This window comes from Polaromonas sp. P1_F8 (genome assembly GCF_056405635.1).
The window spans coordinates 294,280-319,851 of record NZ_JBFUBS010000003.1; the positions used below are offsets into that span (position 1 = coordinate 294,280).

General features: G+C 63.1%; 28 protein-coding genes. 8 read left to right on the forward strand and 20 right to left on the reverse strand.

The genetic code is table 11. From position 1 onward, the window contains the following. Positions 1–15 precede the first annotated feature (15 nt). The 10 genes from AC1D1J_RS13175 to AC1D1J_RS13220 form a co-directional block, all read right to left on the reverse strand. Positions 16–996: an ABC transporter permease gene (locus AC1D1J_RS13175; RefSeq protein ID WP_477687895.1), complete on the reverse strand. Its 981-nt coding sequence runs from the start codon at positions 994–996 to the stop codon at positions 16–18. Positions 997–1,244: 248 nt separating this feature from the next. Further along, positions 1,245–2,642 carry a TAXI family TRAP transporter solute-binding subunit gene (locus tag AC1D1J_RS13180; RefSeq protein ID WP_477687894.1) on the reverse strand — a complete coding sequence of 466 codons (1,398 nt, stop codon included), beginning with the start codon at positions 2,640–2,642 and terminating at the stop codon, positions 1,245–1,247. A gap of 139 nt (positions 2,643–2,781) precedes the next feature. After that, entirely contained in the window at positions 2,782–3,081 is a 300-nt protein-coding gene (locus tag AC1D1J_RS13185; RefSeq protein ID WP_477687893.1) for a copper-binding protein, read from the reverse strand. Positions 3,082–3,092: 11 nt separating this feature from the next. Then, the gene (locus tag AC1D1J_RS13190) at positions 3,093–3,575 is read right to left on the reverse strand and encodes a DUF411 domain-containing protein (RefSeq protein ID WP_477687892.1); all 483 of its coding nucleotides are present in this window, start codon (positions 3,573–3,575) and stop codon (positions 3,093–3,095) included. A 22-nt stretch (positions 3,576–3,597) separates the two neighbouring features. Continuing rightward, positions 3,598–4,092: a cupredoxin domain-containing protein gene (locus AC1D1J_RS13195; protein ID WP_477694892.1), complete on the reverse strand. Its 495-nt coding sequence runs from the start codon at positions 4,090–4,092 to the stop codon at positions 3,598–3,600. A 50-nt stretch (positions 4,093–4,142) separates the two neighbouring features. Further along, on the reverse strand, positions 4,143–4,730 hold the full coding sequence (locus AC1D1J_RS13200; protein ID WP_477694893.1) for a Spy/CpxP family protein refolding chaperone: 588 nt from the start codon (positions 4,728–4,730) through the stop codon (positions 4,143–4,145). Between the two features lie 21 nt (positions 4,731–4,751). Then, positions 4,752–6,137, reverse strand: coding sequence for a multicopper oxidase family protein (locus tag AC1D1J_RS13205; RefSeq protein WP_477694894.1), 1,386 nt, complete (start codon positions 6,135–6,137; stop codon positions 4,752–4,754). 25 nt (positions 6,138–6,162) lie between these two features. Continuing rightward, positions 6,163–7,332, reverse strand: a complete 1,170-nt coding sequence (locus AC1D1J_RS13210) for a TolC family protein (RefSeq protein WP_477694895.1) — start codon at positions 7,330–7,332, stop codon at positions 6,163–6,165. A gap of 8 nt (positions 7,333–7,340) precedes the next feature. Next, positions 7,341–7,676: a hypothetical protein gene (locus AC1D1J_RS13215; protein ID WP_477687887.1), complete on the reverse strand. Its 336-nt coding sequence runs from the start codon at positions 7,674–7,676 to the stop codon at positions 7,341–7,343. A 113-nt stretch (positions 7,677–7,789) separates the two neighbouring features. Then, entirely contained in the window at positions 7,790–8,227 is a 438-nt protein-coding gene (locus AC1D1J_RS13220; RefSeq protein WP_477687886.1) for a hypothetical protein, read from the reverse strand. 130 nt (positions 8,228–8,357) lie between these two features. On the opposite strand from AC1D1J_RS13220, the gene AC1D1J_RS13225 reads away from it, so the two are divergent. Continuing rightward, on the forward strand, positions 8,358–9,416 hold the full coding sequence (locus tag AC1D1J_RS13225) for a DMT family transporter (RefSeq protein ID WP_477694896.1): 1,059 nt from the start codon (positions 8,358–8,360) through the stop codon (positions 9,414–9,416). A 33-nt stretch (positions 9,417–9,449) separates the two neighbouring features. Here AC1D1J_RS13225 and AC1D1J_RS13230 read toward each other — a convergent pair whose 3' ends face one another. From AC1D1J_RS13230 to AC1D1J_RS13270, 9 genes are all read right to left on the reverse strand, one after another. After that, on the reverse strand, positions 9,450–9,728 hold the full coding sequence (locus AC1D1J_RS13230) for a hypothetical protein (RefSeq protein ID WP_477688801.1): 279 nt from the start codon (positions 9,726–9,728) through the stop codon (positions 9,450–9,452). A 28-nt stretch (positions 9,729–9,756) separates the two neighbouring features. Further along, complete coding sequence (locus tag AC1D1J_RS13235) at positions 9,757–10,923, reverse strand: MFS transporter (protein ID WP_477687883.1); 1,167 nt, start codon at positions 10,921–10,923, stop codon at positions 9,757–9,759. A 200-nt stretch (positions 10,924–11,123) separates the two neighbouring features. Next, positions 11,124–11,792 (reverse strand): DUF1989 domain-containing protein, encoded by a 669-nt coding sequence (locus tag AC1D1J_RS13240; protein WP_477694897.1) that lies wholly within the window; start codon positions 11,790–11,792, stop codon positions 11,124–11,126. Positions 11,793–11,804: 12 nt separating this feature from the next. Beyond that, entirely contained in the window at positions 11,805–12,590 is a 786-nt protein-coding gene (locus AC1D1J_RS13245; protein WP_457279230.1) for an amino acid ABC transporter ATP-binding protein, read from the reverse strand. Further along, positions 12,580–13,260 carry an amino acid ABC transporter permease gene (locus tag AC1D1J_RS13250; RefSeq protein WP_457279229.1) on the reverse strand — a complete coding sequence of 227 codons (681 nt, stop codon included), beginning with the start codon at positions 13,258–13,260 and terminating at the stop codon, positions 12,580–12,582. The genes AC1D1J_RS13245 and AC1D1J_RS13250 overlap by 11 nt, the downstream gene beginning before the upstream one ends. Before the next feature lie 129 nt (positions 13,261–13,389). Further along, positions 13,390–14,052: an amino acid ABC transporter permease gene (locus tag AC1D1J_RS13255; RefSeq protein ID WP_457279228.1), complete on the reverse strand. Its 663-nt coding sequence runs from the start codon at positions 14,050–14,052 to the stop codon at positions 13,390–13,392. 137 nt (positions 14,053–14,189) lie between these two features. Next, the gene (locus AC1D1J_RS13260; RefSeq protein WP_457279227.1) at positions 14,190–14,978 is read right to left on the reverse strand and encodes a transporter substrate-binding domain-containing protein; all 789 of its coding nucleotides are present in this window, start codon (positions 14,976–14,978) and stop codon (positions 14,190–14,192) included. Then, complete coding sequence (locus AC1D1J_RS13265; protein ID WP_457279226.1) at positions 14,975–15,760, reverse strand: GntR family transcriptional regulator; 786 nt, start codon at positions 15,758–15,760, stop codon at positions 14,975–14,977. The genes AC1D1J_RS13260 and AC1D1J_RS13265 overlap by 4 nt, the downstream gene beginning before the upstream one ends. A gap of 186 nt (positions 15,761–15,946) precedes the next feature. Then, positions 15,947–16,900: a Bug family tripartite tricarboxylate transporter substrate binding protein gene (locus AC1D1J_RS13270; protein WP_477695081.1), complete on the reverse strand. Its 954-nt coding sequence runs from the start codon at positions 16,898–16,900 to the stop codon at positions 15,947–15,949. A gap of 263 nt (positions 16,901–17,163) precedes the next feature. On the opposite strand from AC1D1J_RS13270, the gene AC1D1J_RS13275 reads away from it, so the two are divergent. The 3 genes from AC1D1J_RS13275 (at position 17,164) to AC1D1J_RS13285 (ending at position 21,194) form a co-directional block, all read left to right on the forward strand. Then, positions 17,164–18,918, forward strand: coding sequence for a long-chain fatty acid--CoA ligase (locus AC1D1J_RS13275; protein ID WP_477694898.1), 1,755 nt, complete (start codon positions 17,164–17,166; stop codon positions 18,916–18,918). Positions 18,919–18,972: 54 nt separating this feature from the next. Beyond that, the gene (locus tag AC1D1J_RS13280) at positions 18,973–20,085 is read left to right on the forward strand and encodes a mandelate racemase/muconate lactonizing enzyme family protein (RefSeq protein WP_477688804.1); all 1,113 of its coding nucleotides are present in this window, start codon (positions 18,973–18,975) and stop codon (positions 20,083–20,085) included. A 167-nt stretch (positions 20,086–20,252) separates the two neighbouring features. Continuing rightward, positions 20,253–21,194 (forward strand): ion transporter, encoded by a 942-nt coding sequence (locus AC1D1J_RS13285; protein WP_477694899.1) that lies wholly within the window; start codon positions 20,253–20,255, stop codon positions 21,192–21,194. Here AC1D1J_RS13285 and AC1D1J_RS13290 read toward each other — a convergent pair. Then, a complete protein-coding gene (locus tag AC1D1J_RS13290) occupies positions 21,191–21,751 on the reverse strand; it encodes a YaeQ family protein (RefSeq protein ID WP_457279222.1) in 561 nt (186 codons plus the stop codon). The genes AC1D1J_RS13285 and AC1D1J_RS13290 overlap by 4 nt on opposite strands. A 125-nt stretch (positions 21,752–21,876) precedes the next feature. Between AC1D1J_RS13290 and AC1D1J_RS13295 the strand changes: the two genes are divergently transcribed. The 4 genes from AC1D1J_RS13295 (at position 21,877) to AC1D1J_RS13310 (ending at position 25,461) form a co-directional block, all read left to right on the forward strand. Then, positions 21,877–22,878 carry an LLM class flavin-dependent oxidoreductase gene (locus AC1D1J_RS13295; RefSeq protein ID WP_477694900.1) on the forward strand — a complete coding sequence of 334 codons (1,002 nt, stop codon included), beginning with the start codon at positions 21,877–21,879 and terminating at the stop codon, positions 22,876–22,878. Between the two features lie 57 nt (positions 22,879–22,935). Then, positions 22,936–23,979: a methionine synthase gene (locus AC1D1J_RS13300; RefSeq protein WP_477687871.1), complete on the forward strand. Its 1,044-nt coding sequence runs from the start codon at positions 22,936–22,938 to the stop codon at positions 23,977–23,979. Between the two features lie 86 nt (positions 23,980–24,065). Then, positions 24,066–24,620, forward strand: coding sequence for a cupin domain-containing protein (locus AC1D1J_RS13305; protein WP_477687870.1), 555 nt, complete (start codon positions 24,066–24,068; stop codon positions 24,618–24,620). Between the two features lie 178 nt (positions 24,621–24,798). Continuing rightward, positions 24,799–25,461 carry a glycine zipper 2TM domain-containing protein gene (locus AC1D1J_RS13310; RefSeq protein WP_477687869.1) on the forward strand — a complete coding sequence of 221 codons (663 nt, stop codon included), beginning with the start codon at positions 24,799–24,801 and terminating at the stop codon, positions 25,459–25,461. Positions 25,462–25,572: the final 111 nt, after the last annotated feature.

Sequence of the window (25,572 nt, forward strand, 5' to 3'; positions counted from 1 at the left end):
GTGCGGCCTGCGCCATCAGTGGCCTGCGGCATTGCCGACGCGAAGCCGGGGGTCCACTGCGAAATACAGCAGGTCGACGACCAGGTTGATGGCCACAAAAATCAGCGCAATCAGGCACAGGTAAGCGGCCATGACGGGGATGTCGGCAAAGGTCACTGCCTGGATGAACAGCAGGCCCATGCCCGGCCACTGAAACACGGTTTCGGTGATGATGGCAAAGGCGATCAACCCGCCCAGTTGCAGCCCGGTAATGGTCATTACCGGCACCAGCGTGTTGCGCAAGGCATGGCCGAAATGGATGGCCCGGTCGGGCAGGCCGCGGGCCCGTGCGAACTTGATGTAGTCGGTGCGCAATACCTCCAGCATTTCCGCGCGCACCAGCCGCATGATCAACGTGAGCTGAAAGACTGCCAGCGTTATGGCCGGCAGGACGATGTGGTGCCAGCCATCGGCCTTGAAGAGGCCCGTGCTCCACCAGCCGATCTGCACCGTCTCGCCACGGCCAAAGCTCGGGAACCAGCCCAGGCCCACGGCGAACACCAGGATCAGCAGGATGCCGATCAGGAAAGTGGGCAGTGAAACACCCAGCAGGGACACCGTCATGAACACCTGGCTCAGGAACGAGCCGCGGCGCAGCGCCGAATAGACGCCCATCGGGATACCGATGAGCAAGGCCAAAACGGCCGCCACCAGCGCCAGCTCCAGCGTGGCGGGGAAGCGTTCGGAAATCAGGCGCGACACCTTGGCGCCCTGGCGCAGGCTCAGGCCGAATTCGCCCTGCGCGGCGTTGACCAGGAAATGCCAGAACTGGACGATAAAAGGCCGGTCCAGGCCCAGGTCGGTACGCAGTTGCCGGATCTGCGCCGGTGTGGCGTCCTGCCCCAGAAGGAACACCACCGGGTCACCGACATACTGAAAGAGCATGAAGGCAATCAAGGCGACCACGACCATCACGATCACGGCCTGAATCAGGCGGCGCAGAATAAAAGCAAGCATCGGCCAAAGGAAAAAGTGTCGGACGATACTAGCAGAGCAACAGTCGTGCCGACACAGGGGTTTACTTTAGGGTTAAAGAAATTTGCAATCTGCCGCAATCTCACGTAACCCGCCCCAAATCGGCGCTTCCGGCGTCTTTTTTGGGAGCTGCGTACGGCTTTCTTTCAGTGCGGTGCCGTGGGCTTTGCGCTGGCCAGGCCCGGTTGTCGCGGGTGCCCGACAGGCTCAGGCCGCCCGTCCTTTGGCCCTCAAAGCCTTTGCAGTTTCTTGCGCACCAGATGGATGTTGCTGCGCAGCGCATACAACTCGTCGGTGTAAGACAGCGGAACGGTGATTTTCTCGGCGCGGCTTTCCAGGTTGTTGAGTTCTTCCAGCAAGGCCGCGTTGCCACTGTTTTCCCCAGAGATTTCCACGCGGTTTTCGATGTCGCGCAGTTGGCCGTACCAGCGGAAGATGCGTGAACGCACACGAAAAGCGTACAGCGGCGGGATGATGCGCGACAGCGGCAGCATGATGGCGATGATGATGCCCATCGCCAGCCACATCCGCTCGACCAGGTTGGCCACCCAGAAGGGCAGGTAGCGCTGCAGTACGGGGGTGCCGTTCTTGATGGCGCGCTCGGCTTCCTTGGCAATGGGCAATTCGCTGTTGTCGCGGTTCGGGTATTCGCGGGCGCTTTTGAACCAGCCGGCCCCGCCATGGATGTCGTTGCCGGCCTGGGCCAGCAGCTGCTGCAGCGCGGGATGGATACCGGAGCGCGTGATCAGTGAGGTGGTCGACGCGACCAGCCGTACGTCATCGGGCGGAATATTGCCCGCCAGATCCACCACGCCGCGTGGCAGGCGGGTCGGCGTCAAAAATGCAAAGCGCCGCGAATAGGCTTCGCTCTGGGCAAAATTCATGAGCTTGATGCCGGGGGTTTGCAGCAGCATCTGCACCATCAGTGACTCGGGGGCGGACGCGAACACAATCGCGTCCAGTTCCCCCGCCAGAAAGGCCACGGTCGCGGGCGTCTGTTCCAGCCTCGAGACTTTCATCGTAGCGGGGTCGATGCGATTGCTGTCGAACAGTTTCGCCATCAGGCTGGGGACCCCGCTGCCTGGCGTGCCCAGGTTGACGCGCAGGCCCTGCAATTGCGTGAGCGATGTGAGGCTGGCGTCTTCCCTCGTGTCCGCGGAGTCTGCCTTCCCTGCGAGTCGGCTGCCTGGCGCCTTCGCGGCCCGTGCTGCGGCAGCTACTTTGCGCGCCGCATCTTCCCGGTAGAACAGCCAGAGCGGCTCCACAAACAGGCTGCCCAGCGACGACAGGTCTTCTTCATCCTGGGCGGTGTAGTCGCTGGTGCCGCCCTGGACAAACCCGACATCCACCTTGCCTTCCCGCAGCAGCTGCAGGTTGGCGGCTGAGCCTTCCGAGGGCACAAGGACTACCTGGATGCCCTCCGACGCCAGCGCTTTGGCGTAACGCTTGCCGAATTCTTCATAGGCGCTTTGCGCCGGGCCGGTCGCCAGGGTCACCCGCTTGGGCGGGTTCGGGTCCAGCCACCAATAGGCCAATACCAGCAGCGCAGCCGCCAGCAGGATGAACGGGCCGGCGGAGACCCACAGATCGCGCAGGGACAACAGGGTATAGCGAATGGTTTTAGGCATGCGCCGAACCATAGCATGGGGCCGCTGCCGGCCTGCAGGCAAAGTTTGTCTATTGGTAAAAATGGCCTGCAGGCCAATCAGAACGGGCGCAAACAGCTATCAAAACAGGAGCGTATTGACAGCCACGCCGGCAAGCCGGTTACTTGCCGGGTTCAATGGACAGCACCGTGAAGGTACCGTTGATCCTGTCCACGGTGAAACTGACCTTGTCCCCGGCTTTCACGGTTTCCAGCATCGCGGGGTCCTTGACCTGGAACACCATGGTCATGCCGGGCATGTCCAGGTTCTTGATCTCACCGTGCTTGAGGGTGATCTTGCCGGCCTCTTTGTCGACTTTGCGGACTTCGCCTTCGGTCGGCGGCAGGGCCGCCTGCGCCAGGGCAAGCGACGTGGCCAGTGCGGCAATGAGGGCAGCCCCTATGCGGTTAAAACGTTTCACGGGAAATCCTTTCAGGTGCGGTGATAACTTTGGTAGATGCGGGTGCTGCCATCGCGGTGAACCAGCAGCACGTCATACGGGTCCTTGCGTCCGCCATAAAGCGGGGCGTCCATGCCGGGTGAGCCGACCGGCATGCCGGGAACGGCCAGGCCCACGGCCTGCGGGTTCTCTTTGAGCAGGCGATAGATCTCGCGGGCCGGCACATGGCCTTCCAGTGCGTAGCGCTTGCCGGCCAGGCTGACTTCCGCCGTGTGGCAGGATCCGAGCTTTTCCGGGATGCCGAGCCGGGTCCGCGCCGCCGTGTTGCCGCTGTCGTGAATGTGAACCTGGAACCCGTTGGCCTGCAGGTGCGCTACCCAGTCCTTGCAGCAGCCGCAGTCAGGGTCTTTCCAGACTTCGACGGGCACTTGGGTCTGGGCCCACAGTGCCGGGGTGAGGGCTGAAGCGCTTGCAAGCGCGGCCGTCACCTGGATGAGCTGTCGTCTTTGCATCATGTGTACTCCTTGTGTGAACGGATCAGCGGGCCGCAACAGTGATCTTGCCCACCATGCCTGCCTGGTAGTGGCCGGCGATCAGGCAGGCGAAGTCGAATTCGCCGGCGCGATTGAAGGTCCAGACCAACCCGCCCGACTTGCCCGCCGGCACGTGCGCCATGTAGGGCTCGTCGTGCTCCATGCCCGGAAACTTCACCATCATCGCCGCGTGTTCGTCGAGATTCTTTTTGGTCCCGATCACCAGTTCATGCAAAAGTTTGCCGCGATTGCGGATTTCAAAACGCACGGTTTCGCCTTGCTTGAACGAGAGCTTGTCTGGTGTGAACCGCATGTTGTCGTCCATGGACAGTGTGACGGTGCGTGTGGCTGCACTGGCATCTCCCGCGATGCCCCAGGGCTTTTGCTCCTTCGGGGCCGGGGCCGCACTGGGGCTATGGGCAGCATCGCCGTGGGCGAAGGCTGGCGCGGCCGAGGCTGCAAAAACGGCGGCGGCAAGAATGGTGATAAGTGGGTTCATGGTGTGGTCCTTTGTGGATGAAGTTAAAGAGTTAAAAATTCAAAGTCAAATCAATGTTGGTGGCCGGGATGCCCGGCCGCTGTGCCCGGCGCATCGCTGTAGCCGCGCAAATCCGCGTAAAGGTTTATCTGCTGCGGTGTCAATAAACCTGCCTGTTGCAAGTGCGTATGCAAGTGCGAGGCACGCAACTGGGCTTGAAGCAGGCCAATCTGCCGGGTCAGGGCATCAACCTGTGCCGCGTTCACCTGCCTGCCGGCAAAGGCGCTGTCCAGGTCACGCTCGGCCTCTACCAGCCTGGCGCCCAGCGCGCGGGCCTCGGCCTTGTGCTGGTTCATCAGTGCTTCGCTGGCCTGCTTTTGCGCGGTGCTCAGCGCCAGCGGGCCGGCCAGTTCCAGCACGTGCATGGGCCCCGGGTAACCGTTCAATTCGGCCGCCTTGGCTTGTTCCATGCCTTTGCCGGCCAGAAGGTCAGCGGTTTGCGCCGCCGACAGGGCTTTAATGCTGCGCGCCTGCTGGCCCGCGTAAGGACTTGCTGCGGGGTTTTCACCCCTCGTCTGGCCATGTTGGGCAAACAGGGCTGTAGCACCCGACAGTAAAGCGCAAGCAGCTATCAATTTAAGAGCGTTTTGGGTTTTCATGATGTTCCTCAAGGTTCGGGGTCAGTGGCCGGTATGGCCCTGGGGTTTGCGGATATTGATTTCAGTGCCGCCCGCAGGTGCGGCCGGATTGCCAGCCAGGGGGCGGGCCGGGTCGGGCAGGGCGCCCTTCCATTCATAAGCCTGCGTGCCGGCCGGCTGCCGGTACCAGCCCGGGTCCTTGTAGTCGCCGGGCTTCTGGTCCCCGCGCACCTTGAGCACGCTGAACATGCCGCCCATTTCCACGCCGCCGTAGGGGCCCTTGCCCGTCATCATGGGCGCGGTGTTGTCGGGGATCGGCATCTCCATCTCCCCCATATCGGCCATGCCGCGTTCGCCCATCACCATGTAGTCGGGCACAGCCTTCTGGATTTTCCTGACGAGGCCGCGGTGGTCCACGCCAATCATGGTGGGCACGTCGTGACCCATGGCGTTCATGGTGTGGTGGCTTTTGTGGCAATGAAAAGCCCAGTCACCTTCCTCGTCCGCCAGAAATTCAAACTGGCGCATCTGGCCCACGGCAACATCCGTCGTCACTTCCGGCCAGCGGGCCGGCCGCGGCGTGGGGCCGCCGTCGGTGCCGGTCACCGTGAACTCGTGCCCGTGCAGGTGCATCGGGTGGTTGGTCATGGTGAGGTTGCCCACGCGTATGCGCACCTTGTCGTTCCTGCGCACCACCAGCGGGTCAATGCCGGGGAAGATGCGGCTGTTCCAGCTCCACAGGTTGAAGTCCAGCATGGTCATGATCTTCGGCGTCATGCTGCCGGGTTCGATGTCGTAGGCGTTGAGCAGGAACACGAAGTCGCGGTCGACGACGTCGATGAGCGGATGTTTTTCCTTGGGGTGTGTGACCCAGAAACCCATCATGCCCATGGCCATCTGCGTCATTTCGTCGGCATGCGGGTGATACATGAATGTGCCGGGGCGCCGCGCCGCGAACTCATACACAAACGTCTTGCCCACCGGGATCGCCGGCTGGTTCAGCCCGGCAACGCCGTCCATGCCATTGGGCAGGCGCTGGCCATGCCAGTGGATGCTGGTGTGCTCGGGCAGCTTGTTGGTGACGAATATGCGAACGCGGTCGCCCTCGACAACCTCAATTGTGGGGCCCGGGCTCTGGCCGTTGTAGCCCCACATGTGGGCCTTGAAGCCCGGGGCCATTTCGCGCACCACCGGCTCCGCCACCAGGTGGAATTCTTTCACGCCGTTGTTCATGCGCCAGGGCAGCGTCCATCCATTCAGGGTAACGACCGGGTTGTAGGGCCGGCCGTTCGGCGGCGCAAGCGGCGGCGCGGTGTCGGCCTTGTTCATCGTCACGGGTTCCGGCAGCGCGGCCATCGCCACCTTGCTGATGGACGCGGCGGCAACCGCCGTCAGCGCCGTGCGGTTAAAGAAATTTCGTCGATTCATGGGATTCCTTGTGTTGGGGGGGCGCTCAGTGCGCTGCGGCTGTGGCGGCGCCGTTTTTGCCGGAAGACCTGGACGAGGCCGTGCCGGGCGATGCGCCGGCAAGCACCGTCTGAAGGTCGGCTTCGGCAAGCCAGAAGTCGCGTTGCGCCTCGATGGTGCCGGCAGCAGCCAGCGCCTGCGCGCGGGCGCCGGCCAGCAGGTCAAAGACGCTGGTGAGCATGCCGTTGTAGCGCAGCACCGTTTCATCCTGGATGAAGCGGTAAAGCGGCATCACCTCCGTCTGGTAGTGGCGTGCCAGGTCGTAAGCCGTGCGGTAGCCGTGGTAAGCCTCGCGTGCTTCGCTGCGCGCCCTGACCGCCAGTTCGCGCACGCGGGCCGAATCACCCATGGTGTCCCACAGGCCGTCGGCACCGGGTTGGGGCCGGATGGCGCGTTGCCCTGCCCATTGCGCCGTCGCCAGGCGCAGGTCCAGCCGCTGCTGCAGCACGCGGCTTTCGATATCCGGCATGTCTTCCGCTTTCGGGGGCAGGTCGGGCAGCCGCTCGGGCAATGTGAAGCCGGCTTGCGCGCCCCACAGGCCCATCACCACCACGAGTTTTTCGCGCTCGCTGAAAGCGGCCTGCCGGGCGCGCGCCAACTGCGCCGTGGCCTCGGCCAGCAGCAGTTGTTCGCGGGCCTGCTGCAGCTTGCTCCAGTTGCCCGCGCGTGCCATGCGGCGCGCCAGCTCGCCGCCGGTCTCCGCGTTCTCCCTGGCTTCATCTATAAAGCGCGCTGTCTGCGCGGCGGCCACCGCGTTGATCCAGGCTTTACGGGTTTCGTTGGACAGCAGGGTGATATCTTGCGCGGCCTTGAGTTTGGCCGGGCTGGCGGATACGGCATCCGTGATGTTGACGCCTTCGCCGGCCAGGGACAGTTGCAAGCCTGGGTTATTGAGCAACGCAATGCGCACCGCGCTTTCTGGGCTGAGCGGGCCTTTCAGCAGATCGGCAACGGCGGCGCTGGTGTCTTTGCCCGGCCGCGCGATGAGCACGGGGGGCGCAGTGCCGGAGCTGCCCGTTTGCGTGGTGGTCAGCGCCTGCAGGCCACTCACGCCGCCATCCGGCACTGCCGTTGTGCAGCCCGCGAGGGCCAGCATGAGCAGCGCCAGCGAACCCAGCCGTGGAGCGACGTGGCGTTGGCCGGCAGAGGAGGTCATGCGGGGCCTCATGGTTTCGAAGCGGCGGGCGCCGCAGGTTCGGTGCGTGGTGCCTGGGCCTCTTCCCATTTCAGCAGGTCGGCATGCCCCTTTTTGAACTGGCCCGCAGTGGCGTTGGATTTTTTCCAGTCATCGCTGGCCGGCTCCACGCCCTGCGGACGGTTCACAAATACCGACTGGTACGCGGTGGATGGCACCGGCGTGCCCGGGCTGGCAGCCTGTTCGGTGGGTCGGGGGTTCACCCGGGGGTAGGGATCTGCCTGTGCATGGGCCCCGGCAGAACCGATGAAAAACAGCGCGAGGGCCAGCGCTGTGCGCGGGCGGGAAATGAAACGAATGGTCACAAGAATCTCCTGAATACAAGCGGGGCGATTTGCGGAAAATCGCGGGTATCCGGCGTCAAGAGCCTGAAAGGCCCTGCCGGACGGCAAGTACAGGCCCAGTACGGGCCTGGAGATCAGGAAATGGGTGGTTTTTGGCCCAGCGCGGCGTCGGCGCTGGCGAACTGGTCTGACGCTGGACGCAGCAGGCTGCGCCCTTGGAAAACGGGGCTGTGGTCCGGCGCAGCAAGCGACAGCGCCACCGTATGGCAGGCCTGGCATGCCGCGCAGGATTCACAGCCGGTATCACTCGACTGGGGGGTGTTCCCGGAGGTGTGCCCGGCACAGTCGTGCATGGCCATGGTGGCTTCGGGCGACGTCTCCTCGTGGCCTGAATGGCCTTCAGCCCCCATGTGGTGGGCGGGAGCTGCTATCGTTTTGGTAGCGGACTGTTCTGCGGAAGCAAGCTGCCCGTGTTGCACATGGGCAGCCGCCATCTGCGTCGCCATTGCATCGCCTACCCAGCCGCGCAAGGGCAGCAGGGCGATCATCAGGACGAAGAGCAGGTGGCGCATGGGTGAATGATAGGCGATGCTTCTAAAAAGTTCCCGCACGGCAAGTCATCAAGCTTGCCATCGCAAGGCGGGCAGTGGAAACTGTCTGATCACTCATGACAGGCAGGTTCGTTCTTTGAAATTTCATTCCATGCTCTTGAAGCCCGGCGTCGCGGCCGCCCTGGCCTCGGCTTTCCTGTTCGGCGCGGGCACGCCGCTGGCCAAGTCATTGCTCGGCCAGGTCAATCCCTGGATACTCGCCGGGCTTTTGTACCTGGGCTCCGGTCTGGGGCTGGCGCTTTATCGCCGGCTGCGCGGTGCTGCCCGGCCACGCCTGAACCCCGGCGAGGGGCGCTGGCTGGCCGCGGCCATACTGTGCGGCGGCGGCCTGGCGCCGGTACTGCTGATGTACGGCTTGTCGGCGATGCCTTCGAGCCATGCGGCCCTGCTGCTCAATGCCGAGGCGGTATTGACCGCCGTGCTTGCGTGGATGGTGTTCAGGGAAAACTTTGACCGCCGTATTGCGGCGGGCATGGCCGCTATCGTGGCGGGTGCCGTGCTGTTGAGCTGGCCGCAGCAGGCAGCGGCCACTGCAGGGTCAACATTCAGCGCGCTGTGGCCCACGCTCGCCGTGACTTTGGCATGTTTTTTTTGGGCCCTGGACAACAACTTCACGCGCAAGGTGTCGTTGGTGGATGCGTCATGGATTGCCTGCGTGAAAGGACTGGCAGCCGGCGTGACCAATCTGCTGCTGGCTTTTCTGGCGGGTGCGGCGTTGCCGGGTGCGGCACAAATCTCCGCCGCGATGGCAGTCGGCCTGCTGGCCTACGGCGTGAGCCTGGCGCTTTTTGTGGTGGCCTTGCGGCACCTGGGGGCATCAAGGGCCGGCGCCTACTTTTCGACGGCACCTTTTGTGGGGGCATTGTTTTCCGTGGTGTTTCTTGCCGAGCCCGTCACCTGGCAACTGGTGGGCGCCGCCTTGCTGATGGCCGTCGGCATCTGGCTGCACCTGACCGAGCATCATGCGCACATGCATCGGCACGAAGCGCTGGAACATGAACACCTGCATGTGCATGACGCGCATCACCCGCATGAGCATGCACAGGCGGTTCCAGGAATGCATTCACATCGCCACCGCCATGAGCCGCTGGCCCACAGCCATGCGCACTACCCTGACGCCCATCACCGCCATGGGCATTCCGGCGGTTGAAGAAGACGGCCTCGTTTAGACCGCAAACAGGTCTCAGGCTTTCTGAAGTTGCAGCTGCGCCTTGTCGATCCAGAGCTGCAGGCTGTCCAGCAATTCCTTCTGGCTGAAGGAGCAGCTTTCTTCGGTGAACAGTGCGGCGGACTCCAGCCGGTTGAGCAGTTGCGACAGCACATCATTGAAGCGGGCCGGCAAGGCAGCTGCAAGGCTTTGCTGCTGCGCAGCCAGTTGTGCAAAGGTGCCCACGCGAATGCCATCACTGCGCAGTTGCTGCAGCGCAGCTTGCAGTGCTTCGAGTTGCTGTTGGGGTGTCATGGTCTGGCTGTGGCGCTTGAAGAGACGTTCAGGCGGCGGCGGACACCTGCACCCGGGCCGGCATGCGGTCGAACACCAGCGTCAGCATGGCCAGCAAACCAAAAGGCACGCCGACCCAGCCCAGCTGCGCAAAACCCACCTGATCGAGCACCGCACCGCTGACCACAGCGCCCAGCGCCGTGCCCACATACAGCATGGAGCCGTTGAGGCTGAGCAGCAGCGGTGCCTGCGCGGGCGACAAGGTGGCCAGCCGGCTTTGCTGCGGCGCCATCAGCCCGAAACCTGCGATGCCCCACAGAACCAGCACGGCCATGGTGGCCGGCACATGGCCGCGCGTCAGTGGTAGCAGGCACATCATTGCCACCAGCACGGCCAGTTGCACGCGCATGCTGCGCAATGCCCCAAAGCGGTCGGTGGCCCAGCCGCCCATCAGCGTGCCGGCCACGCCCGCCAGGCCGAAGACGGCCAGCGTGGCGGAGAGCTGCGCTGAACTCATGGGGTTGAGTGCCTGCAGTACCGGGCCGACATAGGCGAAAACACTGAAGATGGCAATGAAATACAGCAGCGTTCGGCTCCATACGCGCAGCACGGCGGGCTGGCGTGCCGCGGCGCGAAAACCTGCAAAGCTGGTGCCTGCGCTGGCCATGTCGGCCGGGATCAGCCAGCTCGCCGCAGTCAGCGCCGCCAGGCTGGCCCCGGCCGACAGCCAGACCGGCACACGCCAGCCAAACTCAAAGCCCAGCCAGGCGCCGACCGGCAGGCCGACGGCGTAGCTGATGCTCATACCCAGGAAAGTGATGGACAGCGCCCGGCCGCGCAGGGCCGGCACCACCATGCTGACGGCCAGCGCCGATGCCGCGGCGGTGAACATGGCACCTGCTCCCATCAGCACGCGGCCCAGCAGCAGCAGGGGAAAGTTGGGCGCGACGGCGCAAACCAGGCAGCCCACCGTAAACAGGCTGAGTGCCAGCTGGACGGCGCGTTTGCGTGGCCACCTGGCGGTGAGGATGATGAGCAGGGGCGCCAGCACCGCGGTGGCAACGGCGTATGCGGTCATGGCCTGGCCGGCGGCCGCCACGCTGATGCCCAGCGAGGCACTCATGGGCTGCAGGATGCCGCCGAGCACAAAAGCCCCGCTGCCGATCACGAGGTTGCACAGGGCGAAGAAATAGAGAATGGGCGGCATGGCAGTCATGGGCAGCAGGAGTCCGGTGGGCAGATCAGGGCGGAGGCATGGTTGCAGACGAACGGTTGGGCAACAAAACGGCCTTTAGCCCAACAGGAACGAGCGCAAGCAGCTATCAAATTGAGAGCAACAAAAAGACGTCACCACTATTGTGCGGGAACTCACCCAACCCTGCAGGAGCGAGGGAAAGGCGGCCTGGCGCGGCCCCGTCAGGTTTGCGGGACCCAGGGCCCGCTGGCGGGCAGGGTTGATTTGCTTTGCAGCACTTCCAGGTCGACCGGCTGCGGCGTGTTGTCGCCCGCGCCCTGGATTTTCACGATGTCTTGCGGACAGGCGGAAAACGCGACAAAGCAGTCCATCTCGGCGCGCAGCGTGATCGAGTCGCCTGCTTTCGTCACCGTGGGCAGGGTTTTGAGTGTGATGCCGTCGGGCTGCACCCGGATGTTCATGAAGATGTTGAACGAAGCGAGGATGGCGCGCGGCGGCGTCAGGCCCAGCTCGAACATGCCTTCAAACATGTTGTCGCAGCAGTTGCGGTGGTAGCCCTTGACGCCCAGCAGTTCATAACGGCGGCGGTCGCAGGCGGCCATGAAGGTGTCGTGTACGCCGGGCGTGCTGTCTTCCACCACGGTGAGGATGGGGTGGCGCTGGTTTGTGACGAAAGAGTCGCCGACGACGGGATTGAGGTGCTGGTTCCACACGCGGGTGGTTTCCATGCACATGAATTCGTTCAGGTCGTAGGCATTGAATGCCCAGCAATCGACCACCTGCGTGCCGTGAGTGTTGATGACCTTCACAGCTTGCCCGGCCTGCAGGCGCAGCGCCTTGCCGTGGCCGGCGGGAATATGCAGCGTGCCAGGTGTCGCGCAAGGTGTCATGGATTTCCCGGATTACTGGATCATCCCGAGGAACTGCTTCAGCTCGGCGGTTTGTGGATTCGAAAACACTTCGTCGGGCGGCCCAATCTCGTGCACGCGGCCCTGGTGCATGAAGACCACGCGGTCGCACACCTTGCGCGCGAAGTTCATTTCGTGGGTCACCATCAGCAGCGTCATGCCTTCGGCGGCCAGGCTCTCCACGACCTGCAGCACTTCGCCCACCAATTCCGGATCCAGTGCCGAGGTGATCTCGTCGCACAGCAGCACCGAAGGCTGCATGGCCAGTGCGCGCGCGATCGCCACGCGCTGCTGTTGCCCGCCCGAAAGCTGGTCGGGCCAGGCCTCGAATTTTTCGGCCAGGCCCACACGTTGCAGCAGCGCACGCGCATGTTCTTCGGCGGGAGCGCCAGCCGTCTTCTTGACCAGCGTGGGCGCCAGCATGATGTTTTTGCCGACCGTCAGGTGCGGGAAGAGGTTAAAGCTCTGGAAGATCATGCCGACATGCTGGCGCAGCTCGCGCATGACCTGCGGACTGTCGTGCAACAGGTGCTTGCCGTCCACGCGCAGCGTACCGCTCTGAAAGACTTCCAGCCCGTTGATGCAGCGCAGCAGCGTGCTTTTTCCCGAGCCGCTTTTGCCGATGATGGCAATCACCTCGCCGGCCTTGACCTCCAGATCAATGCCTTTTAAAACTTCGTTGGCGCCGAAGCTTTTGCGAAGTTGATTGATCTCGACAAGAGTCCTGTCGGACGAAGTTGTTGCGGCGGCTGCAGGGGGTGGTGCGACGTTAGCGTCCATTTCGGGCTTTCCTCTCAAGCTTGCGGGCATACAGGGACACGGGGAAACACAGCGCGAAGTACATCAGCGCGACGCAGCTGTACACCACAAAGGGTTTGAAGGTTGCGTTGGTGATCATGGTGCCGGCCTTGGTCAGTTCGATAAAACCAATCACCGAGGCCAGCGCCGTGCCCTTGATGACCTGCACCAGGAAACCCACGGTGGGCGGCACGGCAATGCGCACGGCTTGCGGCAGCACGATGTACTTGAGCTGCTCGCCGAAGTTGAGCGCCAGGCTTTGCGCGGCTTCCCACTGGCCTTTGGGGATGGCGTCGACGCAGCCGCGCCAGATTTCGGCCAGGTAGGCGCTGGTGTAAAGCGTCAGCGCCACCGCGGCGGCCACCCAGGCGGGCACATTGATGCCGAAGAGCGCCAGGCCGAAGTAAGCCAGGAAGAGTTGCATCAGCAGCGGCGTGCCCTGGAACAGCAGCACATAGCCGTCCAGCGCGCGCCGCGTAATGAGCGCGGCCTTTTGTGCGCCCGGCACCGCGCGGGTGGCGGACAGCCGGCCGACCAGCAACAGCATGCCGACGATGCCGCCGCCTATGAAGGCGACGAGTGAGAGTACAACGGTCCAGCGCGCTGCAAGCAGCAGGTTGCGGAAGATGTCCCAGACTGAGAATTCAATCACGGCGATTCCTTTTGAGCGCTGGATTCTTGACGCCAGCAGGGGCCGCGGAACCGGCTTTGCCGGGCCGCAGGCGCAGCGCCCCCTCGGGGGGCAGAGAGCTACACGAAGTGAGCGAACGTGGGGGCATAGTCAGCGACCAAAAAGGAACTTCGGACCCATCCAGTTGAGGAGCTTGCGCACCGCAACGGAGAGCACCAAATAGATCAGTGTGGCGATGATGAAGGCCTCAAACGCCCGGAAGTTGCGGCCCTGGATCAGGTTGGCGGCGTAAGAGAGTTCCTGCGTCGAGATTTGCCCGCACACTGCGGAGCCCAGCATCACGATGATGATCTGGCTCACCATGGCGGGCCAGACCTTCTTGAGTGCCGGCGGCAGCACCACACGGGTATAAATCTGCACGCGGTTGAGTGCCAGGCTTTCGGCGGCTTCAATTTGTCCGCGTGGCGTGGCTTCAACGCCCGCGCGAATGATCTCGGTGGCGTAGGCAGACAGGTTGATCACCATCGCCAGCACCGAGGCCGTCTCAGGCGACAGCCTGAAGCCCGCAGCCGGCAGGCCGAAGAAGATGAAGAACAGCTGAACGATGAAGGGCGTGTTGCGGATCAATTCCACATACGTGCCGACCACCCAGCGCAGCCACGTTGGCCCGCTGGCACGCGCCCAGGCAAACGCCATGCCCATGAACATGCCGAGCACCGACGAGATCGCCGTCAGGCCCAGCGTCCACGCAACGCCAATGGCCAGCAGCGGCCATTGCGACAACACGGCCATGAAATCGAGTTCAACACGCATCTGAATCACTTTCTGTTGAAAGAATCGCTGCTTGCTTCTGTCATGCCAGCAGCCGCAGTGGAACCGGCTTTGCCGGGCCACCAGCGGCGCCCCCTGAAAGGGGGGAGGAGGCTACACGAAGTGAGCCTCAACGGGGGTTAGGGAAGATTCCCGGCAGGGCGACCCAGCCACTTCATCGCGATCTTGTCCAGGTCGCCATTTTTCTTGGCTTCGGCAATCACTTCATTGACCTTCAGGCGCAGCTTGTCTTCACCCTTGGCGACGCCGATGAAGTTGGGGCTGTCGGCGAGCAGCAATTTGTACTCGGTGTTCAGTTGCGGGTTCTTGGCCATCATGTTGCCGGCCACTGACGCGCCGGTGGCGATCAGTTGCACCTGGCCTGCGGTGTAGGCCGACACGGTGGTGTTGTTGTCTTCAAAGCGCTTGATGTCCGCGCCGGCGGGTGCAACCTTGCTCAGCTCCTGGTCTTCCAGGGCGGCGCGCGTGACGCTGATGCTCTTGCCGGAAAGATCGGCAAACGACTTGACGCTGACGCTCTTGGGGCCGAACACCGCCTGGAAGAAGGGCGAGTAGGCCACCGTGAAGTCGATGACTTTTTCGCGGTCGGGGTTTTTGCCCAGTGTGGAGATGACCAGGTCGGCCTTTTTGGTTTGCAGGTAGGCGATGCGGTTGGCGCTGGTGACGGGCACGAGCTCGATTTTCACACCGAGTTTTTGCGCGATGTAGCCGGCCATTTCCACGTCCAGGCCCTGGGGTTTCAGGTCAGTGCCAACCATGCCGTAGGGCGGGAAGTCGGTCGGGATGGCGATCTTGATCTCTTTGGCTTTCATGATGTCGTCCAGCGCAGTCTGTGCATGGACGCCGGTGGCGCCCAGCACGGCGGCTGCGGCAAGGGCAAGAGAAAAAACGCGTTTGCTGGGATTCATAGCAGGGCTCCAAGGTAAGTTGAGGAATCGTCAGTGGGTTTGGCCGAAGCACGGCCGGGCTTGCGAACACGGGAGGGCGGCGAGGACGCCGCCTTGTTGCTGGGGCTCTGCGCATCCAGTGGACTTAATGCACTGCGCAGATGCGACAGCGGGTCGCCGGCGCCGACCTGCAGCTTGAGCGCGGCCTGCACGCTGCCGATATGGGCTTGCATGAGCTTTTCAGCCTTGGCCAGGTCGCCCTTTTCAAGGGCCTGCACGATCTGCACATGCTCTTCGCAGGATTGCGCCGCGTCGTGCGACGACTGGTAGAGCATGGCAATGAGTGTGGTGCGCGCGGTGAAGTCGCGCAGGGTATCGGCCAACAGGCTGTTGCCCAGGCATTCGGCCAGGCACACATGAAAGTCGCCCAGCAAAAAACTGCGCAGGCCCACGTCGTCGCCCTTGACTGCGGCTTTCTCGCGGGTGAGATGGCTTTTGAGTTGCTTGATGGCGGCCTTGCTGACGTCACCGGTACAGCGGATCAGGCCCATCTCGATCACGCGGCGCGCCTCGAAGGCTTCGCGGGCCTCTTCCTGCGAAGGCTCGATGACATACCAGCCGCGCCGGCTGCTGACAGTGACAATGCCGCGCACCGCCAACCGGGTCAAGGCTTCGCGCACGATGGTGCGGCTGCAATCAAACAGCATCGCCAGTTGTTGCTCGCCCAGGCGCGCGCCGGGCGCGAGCTTTTGCGCCATCACGGCTTCAATGATGCGGTTGGAGATGTCGGAGGCTGTGGCCATGCACCTGTAGTGCATATCCCGTGCCAGCCGCCAAACTGGTTCAATTAACTGGTATACAAGTTATGTGCACCTGACTGGCGTGCCTGCGGGCCAAAATTGCGAGGTTTTGGGGCTGCCTGCACCAGAAAGGGGAATGGTGTGGGCGCTTGGTTCTGACTGCCGGCGCCTCTACCGCGCCGGATCCTGTCAGTCCAGTCTGGCGCCCGAAGCCTTGACCGCCTGGGCCCAGCGCGGCATTTCAGCGGCCAGGAACTGGGCAAACTCGTCACTGCCCATGAAGGCAGGATCGGCTCCTTGCGTGACCATGCGGTTGCGGATGTCCGGGCTGGCCATGACTTGCCTGAAGGCATCGCTGAGTTTGGCGGTCACGTCCCTGGGCAGGCCGGCGGGTGCGAGGAAGCCGTAAAAGCCCACCACCTCAAACCCCTTGATACCCGATTCAATGACCGTCGGGATGTCGGGCAGGGCGGGGTTGCGCTCCTTGCTGGTCACGGCCAGCGCACGGACCTTGCCCTGCTTGTGATAGTTGGCGGCCTGCGGAATCGATTCGCCCATGAACTGCACCTGGCCTGCCATCAGGTCGGTAAAAGCGGGGGCGCTGCCGCGGTAGGGGATGTGCACCATGAAGAGCCCGGTGGCATTCTTGAACATCTCGGGCACCAGATGGCTGATGCCGCCGTTGCCGGCCGATCCGTAGTTGACCTGGCCGGGCCTGGCCTTGGTGTAGGCGATGAATTCCTTGAGGTTGTTGACCGGCAGCTTGGGGTTGACCAGCAGCGCCAGCGGTTGCATGGCGGTGCGCGCAATCGGGGTGAAGTCTTTCAGCGTGTTGTAGGGCAGCTTGCTGTAGAGCGCGGGGTTGATCACCATCACGCCGGTGTTGGCCAGCATCAGGGTGTAGCCGTCGGGCGCGGCCTTCATGACGTCTTGTGCGCCCACGGTGCCGCCGGCGCCGGATTTGTAGTCGATCACGATGGGCTGACCCAGCACGGCCTGCAGGCGCTCGGTCAAGAGGCGTGCATGCTGGTCCAGCGGCCCGCCGGCCGGAAAACCGATCACCACGCGGATGGGTTTTTCGGGAAAAGCCGCGAACGCTGCGCCAGAGGCCAGCGCTGTGAAGGCCAGCGCGCAAGCCGACATCAGGGTTTTGCGTCGAAGGGCGAGAAATCGGGTCATGGTGTCTCCTGGATGTTTCTACTTTTATTTCCGCGTGTAAACGGTGAGGCCGGAAGGACTTCCTTCGTGAAAGGGGGGAAGCATGTGCTCTCGCACGGGGTGCAATCCATCATAGTGAGCGCGGGTCGCTCAAGTGACAGTGTTTTATCAGGAGCTTCCCGGATGTGGGCAATGTGGACTCGGGGTAGGCTTGGGTCCCAAGTCAGTACTTGTCTGGAGCCTTTTTCTTGACCCTTGATTCCAACACCGGCCAGGCCGTCCCTGCAGCAACTCCGCACAACCTGCACCACCAGGTCTGGCCCAGGCGCCTGCCGCACAGCATCACGCCGCCGGCGACTTCGCTCTGGCACAACCTGGCGGTCAGCGCGTTGCGCTTTCCGGACAAGCCCGCGCTGGTTTTCTTCAACCGCGTGCTCAACTATGCCGAGGTGATGCGTCAGGCGGAGCGCCTGGCAGCCTCGCTTTACCGCATGGGCGTGCGCAAGGGCGACCGCGTGGTGCTCAACATGCAGAACTGCCCGCAGTGGGTGATCGCGCACTTTGCGATCCTGCGGGCCAACGCCGTGGTGGTGCCGGTCAACCCGATGAACCGGGCCGAAGAGCTCAAGCACTACATCACCGATCCAGACGCCCGGGTTGCCATCACCACGGCCGACCTGGCGTCCGAGCTGGCCAGGGCCAATGCACAGTTGGCACCCACCGACCGGCTCACGCACCTGGTGGTCACGCATTACAGCGATGCTTTTGACATGGAGCAATCCGGCGGTGACGATGCAGCGATGCCTGGCGCCTGGCGCGACTGGCTGGGAACGCGCCACTCGCTGCCCGCACTGGACGGCGGCACGGTGATGAGCTGGACTGATGCGATGACCGCCGGAGAAACCGCAGAGCTGCCCCCACACACCGTCACGCCGCAAGACCTGGCCGTGCTGCCCTACACCAGCGGCACCACCGGCCTGCCCAAGGGTTGCATGCACACGCATGCCAGCATCATGCACAACGCAGTGGCCAGTTGCCTGTGGGGCGGCAGCACGTTTGAAAACGTCACGCTGTCTGTGGTGCCGATGTTTCACATCACCGGCATGGTGTCGGTCATGCACGCTTCCATTTACGGCAGTGCGACGCTGGTCATCATGCCGCGATGGGACCGCGAGCTGGCCGGGCGCCTGATCTCGCGATGGGGGGTGACGCACTGGACGAATATCCCCACCATGGTGATCGACCTGCTGGGTAGTCCCAACTTCGCCAGCTTCGACCTTCGCAGCCTGGTCTACATCGGCGGCGGCGGGGCGGCCATGCCGCAGGCGGTGGCCCAGCGCCTGTGGGAACAATACGGCCTGCGCTTTGCCGAAGGCTACGGCCTGACGGAAACCGCGGCGCCCTCGCACAGCAACCCCTATGACGCCACCAAACAGCAATGCCTGGGTGTTCCCTTCATGAGCTGCGACTCGCGCATCATTGATCCGGTCACGCTCAAGGAAGTGCCACAGGGCGAGCAGGGCGAAATCATCATGAGCGGGCCGCAGATATTCCAGGGCTACTGGAAGCGTCCGGACGCGACGGCCGAAGCTTTTATTGAGCTCGATGGCAAACGTTTCTTTCGCTCGGGCGATCTGGGGCGCATGGACGAGCAGGGATATTTCTTCATCACCGACCGGCTCAAGCGCATGATCAATGCCTCGGGCTTCAAGGTGTGGCCGGCCGAGGTCGAGGCGCTGATGTTCAAGCACCCGGCCATCCAGGAGGCCTGCATCATCAGTACCAAAGACGCCTATCGCGGCGAAACCGTCAAGGCGGTGGTGGTGCTGCGCGCCGCGGCCAAAGGCCAGACGACGGAAGACGACATCATCAACTGGTGCAAGGAGAACATGGCGGCGTACAAATATCCGCGCGTGGTGCAGTTTGTCGATGCACTGCCCAAGAGCGGCTCGGGCAAAGTGATGTGGCGCGCGTTGCAGGAAGCGGAGCAGGGCGCACGGTGAAGACTCTGGCACGATGAGGGTTCTGAGCCTTCTGAGTGCCACCCGGAGACAAAATTGAAAATCACATCGGTCAAGCCGTTTATCCTGCATGTGCCCGTTACGGGCTCGCAGATTGCCGACAGCACCCATACCATTTCGCACTGGGGCGTGGTCGGGGTGCAGATAGACACAGACAACGGGCTCACCGGGTACGGCTTCACCGGCACCCATGCCCATTTGCCGAGCGACCAGCTGATCACGCGCTGCATTGAAACCTGCCATGCGCCGCTGTTAATCGGTGAAGACGCGGCAGACATCCAGCGTTTATGGCTCAAGCTGGCGCGCAACCCGGCCCTGCAGTGGGTGGGGCGCGCCGGCATCACCACGCTGTCGCAGGCGGCCATCGACATCGCCCTCTGGGACCTGAAGGCCAAGGCTGCAGGTGTACCGCTGTGGAAGCTGCTGGGCGGCCAGGTGCGCGAGAAAGTACGCGCTTACAACACCGACATCGGCTGGCTCAGCATTCCCGACGAACAACTGGTGGCAGGGGCGAAGCGCGCAGTCGACGAAGGCTTCACCGGTATCAAGGTCAAGATTGGCTCCAGCGTCGACCGTGACCTGAAACGCCTGGAGGCGGTACGCCGCGCCATCGGCCCCGCCATCACGATGGCGACCGACGGCAACGGCAAATGGGACTTGCCCACCTGCCAGCGCTTTTGCCGCGCGGCAGAGGCGTTTGATCTGTACTGGATCGAGGAGCCGATTTGGTACGACGACGTGAAAGGCCATGCGCAACTGGCGCGCAGCACCAGCATTCCCGTCGCGCTGGGCGAGCAGCTCTACACGCACGATGCATTTGCTGAATTCTTCCACCAGGAAGCCATTCATTGGGTGCAGCCCGATGTGACGCGTATGGGCGGCATCACCGAAGTGCTGCGGGTGTGCGACACGGCGCATTCCTTCCGGTTGCCGGTGGCGCCACACGCGGGCGACATGAGCCAGGTGCATGTGCACCTGAATCACGCGCACCCGGCCTGCGCGGTGCTTGAATACATTCCCTGGATCAAGGACTGCTTTCTTGAGCCCGCGCAGGTGGTAGACGGCCACTTCAGCCTGCCGCAGCAGCCGGGTGCCAGCACCACGCCCACGGAAGCAGCCTGGGCCAGATACCGCCAGCCGGCATCCTGATGTTGCCCGGATTTTTAGTAAAAAGTGGCTGAGAGCCATAATGGACGGGCGCAAGCAGCTATAAAAATAGCAGCAAATCCCTGTGCGTCCGTGAAGGCTTTCCCGGTCAGGTATCGTGCTGCTCTGTCAACCCAATGAACACGCGGCGCTTGCTGCGCCTTTCCTGCATGGCCAAACCCGCTCCGCCTCTTCCTCCTTCGACCGACCTGGATGACAAGCCCCTCGATGGCTGGCGGCTGCGCCTGTACACCATCATCTTTGAGGCCGACACCCGTGCCGGGCGGCTTTTTGACAAGACCCTGATCGCCCTTATCCTGGTCAGCATCGCTGTGGTGATGGCCGACAGCGTGCAGGCGATCCATGCCTCGCACGGCCGGGCGTTCGCGATGATCGAATGGATTTTCACGCTACTGTTCACCGCCGAATACATCGCGCGCCTGGTGTGTGTGCGCAAGCCGCTGCAGTACGCGACAAGCTTTTTCGGCATCATCGATCTGGTCGCCGTGTTGCCAACTTACCTGGCGCTGTTTTTTCCGGAACTCCATGCGCTCATCGATGTGCGCGTGCTGCGGCTGCTGCGTGTGTTCCGCATCTTCAAGCTGGCTGCCTATGTGGCCGAATACCAGTCGCTGGGCCGGGCGCTGGCTGCCAGCGGCCGCAAGATTCTGGTGTTCCTGTCGGCCGTGGTGATGATGGTGCTGGTGATGGGCACTGTGATGTACGTGGTCGAAGGGCCGTCCAACGGCTTTACCAGCATCCCGACTTCTGTGTATTGGGCCATCAGCACCGTCACCACCGTGGGCTTTGGCGACATCACGCCCAAGACTGACCTGGGCCGGCTAATCTCATCTTTCATGATGTTGCTGGGCTGGGGCATTCTGGCTGTGCCCACCGGCATTGTCACAGCCGAAATGGCGGCGGAGCGGCGCCTGCAGCATCTGGCCTTGCCGACCACGCGCACCTGCCATGAATGCCTGACCGAAGGCCACCTGCCCGAGGCAGACTTTTGCTTTCATTGCGGTGCAGAGCTGCCGGCTTATCAGCATCAAGACCGGGACAAGGATTCCAGGGACGCGAAAGATGCGTCCTCTCGGCGTCCTGGTGTTTAAGACTCGCCGGCCGTCAACCGGCGCGGCGTGATTTCCACCGACCCGAGCGCCGTGCTCATCCATACGGTGCCGTCCTGCACCGTCACCTGCAGCTGCATGCTGCGCTCGGCCAATTTGGCCAAGGCCTGGCTTTCTGCCGCGTCGATCTGCCAGACCACCAGATTGGCGGCGCGGGTGAGCTTGGTTTCTATGTTCTTCCACCAGACCGGTGTGCTGCTGGCAAAGCTGTAGACGCTCACGCGTTCGGCGCGGCCTGCGGCCTTCATCAGGCGCTTGTCGTCGGGCTGGCCGACGTCGATCCAGTGCAGGATCTGCTCGGTGTAGTCCTTGTGCCAGAGCGCGGCCTCGTCCACGTCCCACAGGTCCTTGGCAAATTCCAGGTTGCCCTTTTTGTCGTCGGCCGGCACGTTCAGCGCGAAGGCCAGCAGGCGGATCATCATGCGTTCGTCGGCCTCCGACGGATGGCGCGCAATGGTCACACTGTGGTCGGCGTAGATGCTGCGGTCCATGTCGGACAGGGCTAACTGGGCTTTGTAAATGGTGGCTTTCAGTGCCATAAGCTGTACTTCTTTATCTCGGGTCTGGACGGGAACGAACCCTCTATTGGAACAGAGCGGGAACAAAGTCGTCCCGGGGTAACCCCGCCCGAGCGGGATTTAAGGGGTCTGGCTATAGTTTGCCGATGATCAGCCTCTCCGTCCTAGACCAGTCCGTCGCCGTCACCGGCCGCACCGAAGACGCCTCCATCCGTGAAACCCTGCAACTGGCCCGCCATTGCGAAGCGCTGGGCTACAAGCGCTTTTGGGTCAGCGAACACCACAGCCACCCCAGCATCGTCGGCTCGGCCCCCGAAGTCTTGATGGCGGCCATCGCGGCCACCACCAGCCGCATCCGTGTGGGCAGTGCCGGTGTCATGCTGCCGCACTATGCGGCACTCAAGGTGGCCGAGCAGTTTCGGGTGCTGGAAGCTATCGCCCCCGGCCGCATCGACCTGGGCGTGGGCCGCGCGCCGGGCTCGGACATGCGCACGGCGCGCCTGCTCAGCAGCGACCCGCGCCAGTTGGCCGAGAACTTTCCCATTCAGGTGCGCGAGCTGCAGGCCTGGCTGGCGGGCGTTGACCTGCCCGAAGGCCACCCGGGCCGTGGTGTGACGGCCAACCCCATGGGCCCGACCACGCCGGAGATGTGGATGCTGGGCAGCTCCGACTACGGCGCGCAGCTGGCCGCACACTACGGCTTGCCGTATGCGTTTGCTTACTTCATCACTGACGGGCAGGGTGTGGAGCAGGCGCTGGAGATTTACCGCTCGACCTACCGGCCCAGCCCGCGCCACCCCACGCCGCAGGCGGTGCTCTGCGTGTGGGCGCTGGCGGCTGACACCGAGGCCGAGGCCTGGCACCACTTCTCAGGCCGCGAGCGCTGGAAGATAGACCGTAACCGAGGTGCACTGGCGGCTCTGCCCTCGCCCGAAGAGGTGGCGCAGCGGCCATATACGCCGGTCGAGCAGATGGAGGCAGACAGGCTCAGGGCCAATGCGTTGGTAGGCAGCGGCCCGCAAGTTGCCGCCAAATTAAGGGCGCTGGCTAATACACTGGGGGTTGACGAGCTGGTCGTGATCACCTGGACACACGACCCCGCCGCCCGCAGGCGCTCCTATGAACTGCTGGCGCGGGAGTTTTTCTGAACATGAAACCGGCTACCCAAAAAAGCACTGAACAAATATCGAGACAAGGACCAACCCATGCAAACGCCTCCTGCCACTCCGCTCTTTAGCGCCGCCATCGCCGGCAGCCTGCCCAAACCTGGCTGGCTGTCGGAAACCCAAAAACTCTGGCCTCAGTGGAAAAGTGAAGGCGAAGAACTCAGGCAGGCCAAGGCCGACGCCACGCTGCTGTGGATCAAGGCGCAGGAAGACGCCGGCCTGGATGTGATTGGTGACGGCGAGCAATCGCGCCAGCACTTTGTGCACGGTTTTCTGGAACAAGTTGAAGGCATTGACTTCGAGCACAAGGTCAAGATGGGCATACGCGACAACCGCTACGACGCGATGGTGCCGCAGGTGGTGTCCCAGCTCAAGCTCAAGGGCCGGGTGCATGCTGCTGAAGCCCGCCTGCTGCGCGCGCACACCACCAAAAAGATCAAGTTCACCTTGCCTGGCCCGATGACGATTGTCGACACCGTGGCCGACCAGTTCTACGGCGACAAGGTCAGGATGGCGATGGCGTTTGCCGAGCTGCTGAACCAGGAAGCGCTGGCGCTGCAGGCCGACGGTGTCGACATCATCCAGTTCGACGAGCCCGCCTTCAATGTCTACATGAAGGAAGCCGCCGACTGGGGCGTGAGGGCGCTTGAGCGCGCGGCGCAGGACCTGACCTGCACGACCGCCGTGCACATTTGTTACGGCTACGGCATCAAGGCCAACACCGACTGGAAGGAAACCCTGGGTGAGGAATGGCGGCAGTACGAAACCGTGTTTCCGGCGCTGGCCAAAAGCACCATCCGCCAGGTCAGCCTGGAGTGCTACCACTCCCACGTGCCGCCGCACCTGATGGCGCTGCTTGAGGGCAAGGACGTGATGGTCGGCGTGATCGATGTGGCCAGCGAGGAGATTGAAACGCCCGAGCAGGTGGCCGACACCATCGGCAAGGCGCTCAAATATGTGCCCAGGAACCGATTGATTCCTTGCACCAATTGCGGCCTGGCGCCCATGGACCGCGAAGTTGCGCTGAAGAAGTTGCAGGCGCTGGGTGCCGGTGCGGCGCTGGCGCGGGAACGCTACAAGTAAGGTCGCTCAGCGCGCGCGGCATCGCTGCGCAGTGCGGGAGGCCGTTGTGCTGGACTGAATGCACGGCGCTGGTGTACGCTGGCAGCATGAGCAATGACCCCACGCTTCCGCATCATCCTCACGACCACGATCATTCCCACGGTCCCGGACACAAGCATCCCCATGCGCACGGAGAAGCCGACCCGCCGTGGAAGCACGACGGCGTGCGCGTGATCGCCGGCAATCAGCTGGACAGCAACACGGCGCAGACACCGGGCATGGACAGGCGGGCCGCCATCAACTTTGCCCGCGTGGGCGCACAAAAGCTGTGGGCCGGCACTGTGACCATCCACGCTGACGCCAAGACCGGCGCGCATCACCACGGCCACCTGGAGAGCGTGATCTATGTCATCCGGGGCAGAGCCCGCATGCGCTGGGGTGACCACCTGGAGTTCACCGCTGAGGCCGGTCCGGGCGACTTCATCTATGTGCCGCCTTACGTGCCGCACCAGGAAATCAACGCCAGCCCGACCGAGGTTCTGGAGTGCGTGCTGTGCCGCAGTGACGGCGAAGCGGTTGCTATCAACCTCGATATTGATCCTGTGGAAAAGCCGGACACGGTGCTGTGGGTGGACCCGACCCATCCCCAAGGGGGCGTCTAAAAAGACGTGTAAAGCCTGGGTGAAGGCTGTATGAGGGCGGTGTGAACACATGCAGAAGTGCGGAAAAGCGCACACTTTCACGTGAACGCGGAAAGCTTTCCTTACGAATGTCACTTCGTCCTACAGGATGTATCCGTGGGTATTGTTACAACCGGGGCTCACACACAGGAGTTCCATCATGGACACCAACAACCAAGTTAATCAACCCGCCGTTCAACCTCAGCCTGCCCACCAGCCAGGCTTCTCGCAACGCCTGCAGCACAGCAAGGCGCTTGTCGCCATCGTCGCCGTGCTCGGCGTGACCGTCATGGCACTGGCCGCCGCGCTGGTCGTCAACCGGTCCGACGCGCAGCCGGGTGGATCGGCTGCCGTCAATGAACCCGCGCAGACCGCCAAGCTGGCGGCCGATACATCCAAACGCCCCCAAACTACCAAGCCGCACACCAATCCGGTCGTAGTCGCGCAAGCCACCCCGCGCGCCAATGTCTGCGCAACCTGCGGCACCGTCGAAGCTGTGACTCCTGTCCAACGCCAGGGCAAGGTGAATGGCGTGGACGTGGGCAACACCACCATCGGACTTGGCACGGTGGCCGGCGGCGTTGTCGGCGGCCTTGTCGGTAACCAGATGGGCGGCGGCAATGGCAAAACCGCCATGACCGTGCTGGGTGTTGCAGGCGGCGCATTTGCCGGCAACCAGATCGAGAAAAACATGAAGAAGGTCACCGTGTACGAAGTGCGCGTTCGCATGGACGATGGCACCGTGCGCAACATGGAGCTTTCCAGCGCCGTGGCAGTGGGTTCGAAGGTGATTGTTGAAGGCAAGAATCTCCGTCTTGCTTGATGGGCCCCCACGCTTTTCACTTCGTGTAATGCGCTGCCCCCCGAGGGGGCCGCCCGCTGGCAGTCCGGCAAAGCCGGCCCTGCGGCTCATGCTGGCCTTAAGAAGGGGCCT

Excerpts from the sequence above, each read along its gene's own strand:
- AC1D1J_RS13175 (WP_477687895.1), bottom strand. The coding sequence starts at position 996 with ATGCTTGCTTTTATTCTGCGCCGCCTGATTCAGGCCGTGATCGTGATG.
- AC1D1J_RS13180 (WP_477687894.1), bottom strand. The coding sequence starts at position 2,642 with ATGCCTAAAACCATTCGCTATACCCTGTTGTCCCTGCGCGATCTGTGG.
- AC1D1J_RS13190 (WP_477687892.1), bottom strand. The coding sequence starts at position 3,575 with ATGATGCAAAGACGACAGCTCATCCAGGTGACGGCCGCGCTTGCAAGC.
- AC1D1J_RS13195 (WP_477694892.1), bottom strand. The coding sequence starts at position 4,092 with ATGAACCCACTTATCACCATTCTTGCCGCCGCCGTTTTTGCAGCCTCG.
- AC1D1J_RS13200 (WP_477694893.1), bottom strand. The coding sequence starts at position 4,730 with ATGAAAACCCAAAACGCTCTTAAATTGATAGCTGCTTGCGCTTTACTG.
- AC1D1J_RS13205 (WP_477694894.1), bottom strand. The coding sequence starts at position 6,137 with ATGAATCGACGAAATTTCTTTAACCGCACGGCGCTGACGGCGGTTGCC.
- AC1D1J_RS13210 (WP_477694895.1), bottom strand. The coding sequence starts at position 7,332 with ATGACCTCCTCTGCCGGCCAACGCCACGTCGCTCCACGGCTGGGTTCG.
- AC1D1J_RS13220 (WP_477687886.1), bottom strand. The coding sequence starts at position 8,227 with ATGCGCCACCTGCTCTTCGTCCTGATGATCGCCCTGCTGCCCTTGCGC.
- AC1D1J_RS13225 (WP_477694896.1), top strand. The coding sequence starts at position 8,358 with ATGCTCTTGAAGCCCGGCGTCGCGGCCGCCCTGGCCTCGGCTTTCCTG.
- AC1D1J_RS13230 (WP_477688801.1), bottom strand. The coding sequence starts at position 9,728 with ATGACACCCCAACAGCAACTCGAAGCACTGCAAGCTGCGCTGCAGCAA.
- AC1D1J_RS13235 (WP_477687883.1), bottom strand. The coding sequence starts at position 10,923 with ATGACTGCCATGCCGCCCATTCTCTATTTCTTCGCCCTGTGCAACCTC.
- AC1D1J_RS13240 (WP_477694897.1), bottom strand. The coding sequence starts at position 11,792 with ATGACACCTTGCGCGACACCTGGCACGCTGCATATTCCCGCCGGCCAC.
- AC1D1J_RS13245 (WP_457279230.1), bottom strand. The coding sequence starts at position 12,590 with ATGGACGCTAACGTCGCACCACCCCCTGCAGCCGCCGCAACAACTTCG.
- AC1D1J_RS13255 (WP_457279228.1), bottom strand. The coding sequence starts at position 14,052 with ATGCGTGTTGAACTCGATTTCATGGCCGTGTTGTCGCAATGGCCGCTG.
- AC1D1J_RS13260 (WP_457279227.1), bottom strand. The coding sequence starts at position 14,978 with ATGAATCCCAGCAAACGCGTTTTTTCTCTTGCCCTTGCCGCAGCCGCC.
- AC1D1J_RS13265 (WP_457279226.1), bottom strand. The coding sequence starts at position 15,760 with ATGGCCACAGCCTCCGACATCTCCAACCGCATCATTGAAGCCGTGATG.
- AC1D1J_RS13270 (WP_477695081.1), bottom strand. The coding sequence starts at position 16,900 with ATGTCGGCTTGCGCGCTGGCCTTCACAGCGCTGGCCTCTGGCGCAGCG.
- AC1D1J_RS13285 (WP_477694899.1), top strand. The coding sequence starts at position 20,253 with ATGGCCAAACCCGCTCCGCCTCTTCCTCCTTCGACCGACCTGGATGAC.
- AC1D1J_RS13290 (WP_457279222.1), bottom strand. The coding sequence starts at position 21,751 with ATGGCACTGAAAGCCACCATTTACAAAGCCCAGTTAGCCCTGTCCGAC.
- AC1D1J_RS13295 (WP_477694900.1), top strand. The coding sequence starts at position 21,877 with ATGATCAGCCTCTCCGTCCTAGACCAGTCCGTCGCCGTCACCGGCCGC.
- AC1D1J_RS13300 (WP_477687871.1), top strand. The coding sequence starts at position 22,936 with ATGCAAACGCCTCCTGCCACTCCGCTCTTTAGCGCCGCCATCGCCGGC.
- AC1D1J_RS13305 (WP_477687870.1), top strand. The coding sequence starts at position 24,066 with ATGAGCAATGACCCCACGCTTCCGCATCATCCTCACGACCACGATCAT.
- AC1D1J_RS13310 (WP_477687869.1), top strand. The coding sequence starts at position 24,799 with ATGGACACCAACAACCAAGTTAATCAACCCGCCGTTCAACCTCAGCCT.